This window comes from Mycobacterium sp., assembly GCF_019247615.1.
Taxonomy (GTDB): Bacteria; Actinomycetota; Actinomycetes; order Mycobacteriales; family Mycobacteriaceae; genus Mycobacterium.
On sequence record NZ_JAFBAT010000235.1, the window covers coordinates 1 to 6512 of the forward strand.

A 6512-nucleotide genomic window follows, 5' to 3' on the forward strand; every position below is an offset into this window, starting at 1 on the left:
CGGTCTTCGTCAATCACCTTGGCGCGGTCGGTGATCGGGGGCTGGTCGACGCAGTTGATCGCCACCCGAGCGTCGGTGGCGTTCGAGTAATGGCCGTGCGAATCGCGACGCATGTACATATCGGCCAGCGCAAGCAGGGTGTCACCGCGGTGGTCGGCCAGTTCGGTCAGGCCGTCGGTCAAGTGGTGCCACAGGCTTGGTGAGTAGAGCGCCATGATCGTTCCCACGATCGCGTCGCTGTAACTCAATCCGCGGGAGTCCTTGGTGGGTACCGGCCTACCGATCATTTCGTTGTTGGGGTCGACCAACGGATCGACCAGGCTGTGGTAGACGTCGAGTGCTTTGGCCGGGACCGTGCCCAAGGGGCAGGTCGCATTCTTGGCGCAGTCAGTTGCGAACTGATTGAAGGCTTCCTGAAATCCCTTGGCCTGACGCAGATCTGCTTCCACTTGATCGGCATTGGGGTCGACGGCCCCGTCGAGGATCATCGCCCGCACCTTCGTGGGATATGCCTCCGCGTAGGCTGCGCCGATCCGGGTGCCGTATGAATAGCCGAGGTAGGTCAGCTTGTCGTCGCCGAGCGCCGCGCGGATGGCGTCCAGGTCCCTGGCGACGTTGACCGTGCCCACGTTCGCCAGGAACCTCTTGCCCAATTTCTGCACGCAGCGCCCGACGAACTGCTTGGTTTCGTCCTCGATGTGCGCCACACCCGAGGGGCTGTAGTCGACGTTGGGCTCGGTGCGCAGGCGGTCGTTGTCGGCATCGGAGTTGCACCAGATCGCCGGCCGCGACAGCCCCACCCCGCGGGGATCAAATCCGACGAGGTCGAACCGTTCGCGAATGCGCTGGGGCAGCGACTGGACGACGCTCAGAGCGGCCTCGATGCCGGACTCACCGGGACCGCCCGGGTTGACCACCAGCGAACCGACCTTGTCGCCGGTAGCGGGAATGCGAATCATCGCCAGCGTCGCGACGCCGCCGTCGAGATGGTTGTAGTCGACGGGCACGGCCAACCGACCACACAGCGCGCCGGGCGGCAGCTTGGCCTGCGGGTTGGACGAGCGGCACGGTGTCCATTCGATGGGCTGGCCCAACTTGGGGCCCGCCATCAAGGCGCGCCCGCCGACGACACGAACGCAGCCGGCGCCCAGGAGCGCGACGGCAGCGATCACCGTCCAGGTCAGCAGCGTGCGCGCGATCTTGTCGCGGCGAGACGGGCCCATGCCAACATATGGTGCCAGAGCCAACCTGAGATTCTCATGAGCGGCACGGCCGGCGGCCCACCCCGCGGCCCGCTGGGCCGCTGCCTGCGCACCATGGTGAGTCTCACAGCGCTCGGGCAGTGCGATTGCCCAGCAGAAATGGCAGAATGGGCTGGTCAGACGAACCCGGGGACCCACCGGATACTTCACGGGCCACGAGGATCGAACCGACCACTACCAGGGACAATGATGTCTGAGCAGAATATTTATGGCGCAAACCCGTCCGGGCAAGGCAAGCCGCTCACCAAGATCCGCACCCACCACCTGCAGAAAATGAAGGCCGAAGGCCACAAGTGGGCCATGCTCACGGCCTACGACTATTCGACCGCCCGCATCTTCGACGAGGCCGGCATCCCGGTACTGCTGGTCGGCGACTCGGCGGCCAATGTCATCTACGGCTACGACACCACGGTGCCCATCTCGATCGACGAGCTGATTCCGCTGGTCCGCGGCGTCGCCCGCGGTGCACAACACGCGATGGTGGTGGCCGACTTGCCGTTCGGCAGCTACGAGGCCGGGCCAACCGCCGCGCTGGCCGCGGCCACCCGGTTCATGAAGGAAGGCGGCGCACATGCCGTCAAGCTCGAGGGCGGCGAGCGCGTCACCGAACAGATCGCCTGCCTGACCTCGGCGGGTATCCCGGTGATGGCGCACATTGGTTTCACCCCGCAAAGCGTGAACAACCTGGGTGGTTTTCGGGTGCAGGGCCGCGGCGACGCGGCCGAGCAAACAATTGCGGACGCAATCGCCGTCGCCGAAGCGGGAGCGTTTTCGGTAGTCATGGAGATGGTGCCCGCCGAGTTGGCCACCCAGATCACCGGCAAACTGACCATTCCAACAGTCGGCATCGGCGCCGGCCCGAACTGCGACGCCCAGGTCCTGGTTTGGCAGGACATGGCCGGGGTGAGCCGGGGCAAGGCCGCCCGCTTCGTGAAGCGGTTCGCGGACATCGGCGGGGAACTGCGTCGAGCCGCCGTGCAATACGCGGAAGAGGTTGCCGGCGGGGTTTTCCCAGGCGACGAGCACTGCTTCTGAGCCGACCTCCGAGCCGACCAAGCCGACCGTCATCTCGGATCTGCCGAAAAGGCTAAAATGCGATAAATAGCCCTGCAAAGCGCTGAAATGCGTTGTGTGACAGGGTGCTACGATCCCCCGCATGGGCGTGATGGCTTGGTGAACCGGCGGACGGTCTTGAAATCGCCGCTGCTGTTGGCAGGTGGTGCGGCGCTGGCCCGGGCGCCCCGTGCCGTCGCGCAACCCCCCCTCGACCCGTCGGAGCCGGGCCGGTGGTCAACCGACCGCGCCGACCGCTGGTACCGAGCGCAAGGCTGGCTCGTCGGCGCCAACTACGTCACGTCGAACGCCATCAACCAGCTGGAGATGTTCCAGGCCGACACCTATAACCCGTTGCGCATCCATGTCGAGTTGGGCTGGGCCCGGTCCGCGGGCTTCAATACCGTGCGGGTGTTTTTGCACGACCAACTGTGGACCCAGGACTCTCGCGGCTTCCTGGCGCGGCTGGCGCAGTTCGTCGCGATCGCGGCCGACCACGGCGTCAAACCACTGTTCGTCGTGTTCGACTCCTGCTGGGACCCGTTCCCCAAAGTCGGCCCGCAGCGCCCCCCGACGCCCGGGGTCCACAACTCGGGCTGGGTGCAAAGTCCGGGCGCCGAACGCCTCGGCGATCGCGGCTACCTCGGTAGCCTGCGGGATTATGTGACGGGCGTGCTGACCCAATTCCGCAACGACGACCGGGTTTTGGGCTGGGACTTGTGGAACGAGCCCGATAATCCCTCGCGCCACTACGCGTCGGTCGAGAGACCGGACAAGCTGGAGTTGGTCGCGGACTTGCTGCCCCAGGTTTTCGCGTGGGCACGCTCGGTTGATCCCGTTCAACCACTGACGAGTGCGGTGTGGCAGGGCGAATGGCCCGACGCGGGAAGCACCAGCGCCATCAGCCGGATTCAGCTCGACAACTCCGACATCCTCACCTTCCACTCCTACGGCGAACCGGCGGACTTCGAGATCCGCATCGACGACCTCGCCTCGGGGGACCGACCGATCCTCTGCACCGAATACCTGGCGCGGCCCTTGGGCAGCACCGTTGCCGACATCTTGCCGATTGCCAAACGCGACAAGGTTGGGGCAATCAACTGGGGCCTGGTCGCGGGCAAGACCCAGACCTATTTCCCCTGGGACTCCTGGGAGCACCCGTACCCCTCGATTCCGAGCGAGTGGTTTCACGACCTGTTGCAACCCGATGGGCGCCCGTTTTCCGTCGACGAAATCCAAACGATTCGTCGTCTGACGGGCGGCGTCATGCACCTCGACCGGTAGTGGACCCGTAGTGCCCTCGGGCCAGCCCGAGCTCACAGTCAACCAGCGATGTGGCACTCTATGGAGGCCCAAAACAGATGGATGCCCAACACGACATGGATGTCCAAATCCGACCGTCGACGACGTGCCTCAATCGGAGCCGAGAATGCCTGTAAGAGCGTCGAAAGCCGCGCGCTATCTGGAGGTGGAGCGCAAGTTCGACGTCGTGGAGTCCACGGTTTCGCCGTCCTTCGAGGGCATCGCCGCGGTTGCCCGCGTCGAGAGGTCGCCGATCGAGTCGTTGGACGCCACCTACTTCGACACGCCGGCGCATGACCTGGCCCGCAACAAGATCACCCTCCGACGCCGCACCGGTGGACACGACGCGGGCTGGCATTTGAAGTTGCCGGCCGGTCCGGACTCCCGCACCGAGGTACGAGCACCGCTGGATGCCCCCGCACCCGAGGGACAGGACGGCGTGCCCAGCGAACTGCGGGACATCGTGCTCGCGATCGTCCGGGAACGTCCGCTGCAACCGGTCGCGCGCATCACCACGGAACGCGAGACTCAGGTGCTGTACGGCGCCGACGGCGCGGCGCTCGCCGAGTTCAGCAACGATCACGTCATCGCCTGGGCGGCCGGGGACTCCAACGAGCCCGGGGCCGGCCCCGCCGAACAGGAGTGGCGGGAGTGGGAGCTCGAGCTCGTCCAAAACCCGGGGAGCAACGGAACCTCCGACACCGAGCTGTTGAGCCGGTTAAGCAATCGGCTGCTCGACGCCGGCGCCGCGCCCGCCGGCCACGCCTCCAAACTGGCCCGGGTGCTCGGCACGACCCCACGGCCCAGCGGCGCGCCGCCGGCCGCCGATCCGGTGCACCGCGCGGTCAAAGAGCAGGTCGACGAGCTGCTGCTCTGGGACCGGGCAGTCAGAGCGGACGCCGACGATGCGGTGCACCAGATGCGGGTGACGATCCGCAAGATCCGCAGCCTGCTTGCCGACTCCGGAGAGTCCTTCGACGAGTCCGAGAACGCGTGGATCCTCGACGAGCTGCGGGAACTCGGCAATGTGCTGGGCGCGGCGCGTGACGCCGAGGTGCTCGCCGAGCGTTACCAGAAGGCGTTGGACGCATTGCCGCCGGAACTCGTTCGCGGGCGCATCCGGGAACGTCTTGTCGGGGGCTCCCGGCGGCGCTACCAGACCGGGTTGCGGCGGTCGTTGATCGCGATGCGCTCGCCTCGGTACTTCCGTTTGCTCGATGCCCTCGACGCGTGGGTGGCCGAAATTCCGGACGCCGCTTCGGACCAGGAACACGCGCCCGTCACCATCGACGCCGCCTATCGAAAGGTCCGCAGGGCCGCGAAGGCGGCGGTCCGCGCGGAAGCCGGGGACGAGTACGAACACGATTTGGCGTTGCATCGAATTCGCAAGCGCGCCAAGCGACTTCGCTACACCGCAGCGGCCACCGGCGCCACCGAGGTATCCGAGCAGGCGAAGGTCATCCAGACGCTGCTCGGCGATCACCAGGACAGCGTCGTCAGCCGCGAACACCTCAGCCATCAAGCCGAGGCCGCGCATACCGCCGGCGAAGACACCTTCACCTACGGCCTGCTCTACCAGCAGGAGACCGACCTGGCCGAGCGGTGCCGTCAGCAACTCGACGACGCGCTGCGCAGGCTCGCCAAGTCGGTTCGTCGAGCCCGCACGGCGCGCTAGTGGGGCGAACGAGTTGGCCTATAAGCCGGATTCTGTTCCCCGCCGCCGCGGCTTGAGCAACGGCGGCGGAGCGGCGACCATCCATCTGGACACACCGTCGCCGGGTGCCTCGAGCGGCCTACCCGCAGGCTCGGGCGAGCAACCCTCGAGCGCCTGCGCGGCCGCACGTCCGTGCGGCCTTCTTGGCCTTGCTTCGGGTGGGGTTTGCCTAGCCACTCCGGTCACCCGGAATGCTGGTGCGCTCTTACCGCACCGTTTCACCCTTACCACCACGAGGGTGGCGGTTATTTTCTGTGGCACTTTCCCGCGAGTCACCTCGGATTGCCGTTAGCAATCACCCTGCTCTGTGAAGTCCGGACTTTCCTCGAACCGTCTCACGACGGCCCGCGGCCGCCCGGCCAACTCGTCCGCAGGAACACGGTACTCGTTACCGAGCCGCCCGACCAGCGCCTACCCACTGCGCTATTAACCAATCATTGCCTAAATAGTGATGTTGGTGTCACGCTGACCAGATGACAGAAACCGGAGGATTCGTCGATCAGGCGATGACGGGTCTCGCGGAACCCCAACCGATGTACAAGGCGTTGCGGGAATCAGCCCCCGTGTTCCGCTCGCCGCAGGCGGTGGTTCTCAGCCGCCTGGCCGACATCGAGATGGCGCTCAAACACACCGAGCTGTTCTCGTCGAACATGGACGCCGTCGATCTCGGCAACATCCGCCCCATGATCCCGCTGCAGGTCGATCCGCCGGAGCACGCGAAGTACCGCCGCATCCTCGACCCGCTGTTCACCCCCAGGGAGATGGCCCGACGCGAACCTCGCGTCACCGCGCTGGTCAACGAGATGATCGACCAGTTCATCGACCGGGGCGAATGCGACTTTCACGCCGAGTTCGCAGTCCCGCTGCCGTGCACGGTCTTCCTGCAGTTGCTCGGGCTACCGCTGGAAGATCTCGAGCAGTTCCTCATCTGGAAGGACGGCATCATTCGCCCCGAGGGCGACTCGGGGTACGACCGGCGCCACGAGACTTCGGCGCCCGTCGCGCAGCAGATCTACCAATACTTCAACCGCGCCATCGACGACCACATCGCCAGGCCCCGCGACGACGTGTTGTCCGCGATGATCGCGGCAACCATCAACGGCCAGCCGCTATCCCGCGAGGAGCTGCTCGACGTTTGCTTCCTGTTCCTCATCGCCGGACTGGACACGGTGACGGACTCG

Annotated in this window: 4 protein-coding genes, 1 other RNA gene and 1 pseudogene; 4 read left to right on the top strand and 2 right to left on the bottom strand. The window is 66.0% G+C overall.

Features of this window, described 5'->3' with window-relative positions:
- Positions 1-1223: alpha/beta hydrolase (locus JO059_RS16220; RefSeq protein ID WP_293320459.1), on the bottom strand; the 1223-nt coding region annotated here is incomplete at its 3' end.
- Positions 1224-1451: 228 nt separating this feature from the next.
- On the opposite strand from JO059_RS16220, the gene panB reads away from it, so the two are divergent.
- From panB to JO059_RS16235, 3 genes are all read left to right on the top strand, one after another.
- Positions 1452-2297 (top strand): 3-methyl-2-oxobutanoate hydroxymethyltransferase, encoded by an 846-nt coding sequence (panB, locus tag JO059_RS16225; protein WP_293320461.1) that lies wholly within the window; start codon positions 1452-1454, stop codon positions 2295-2297.
- 138 nt (positions 2298-2435) lie between these two features.
- Entirely contained in the window at positions 2436-3599 is a 1164-nt protein-coding gene (locus JO059_RS16230; protein ID WP_293320463.1) for a cellulase family glycosylhydrolase, read from the top strand.
- A gap of 145 nt (positions 3600-3744) precedes the next feature.
- Positions 3745-5292, top strand: a complete 1548-nt coding sequence (locus tag JO059_RS16235; RefSeq protein ID WP_293320465.1) for a CYTH and CHAD domain-containing protein — start codon at positions 3745-3747, stop codon at positions 5290-5292.
- A 5-nt stretch (positions 5293-5297) separates the two neighbouring features.
- Here JO059_RS16235 and rnpB read toward each other — a convergent pair.
- Positions 5298-5698: RNase P RNA component class A (gene rnpB, locus JO059_RS16240), an RNA gene on the bottom strand.
- A 106-nt stretch (positions 5699-5804) separates the two neighbouring features.
- On the opposite strand from rnpB, the pseudogene JO059_RS16245 reads away from it, so the two are divergent.
- Positions 5805-6512: pseudogene (locus tag JO059_RS16245) on the top strand (cytochrome P450); the annotation flags it as partial.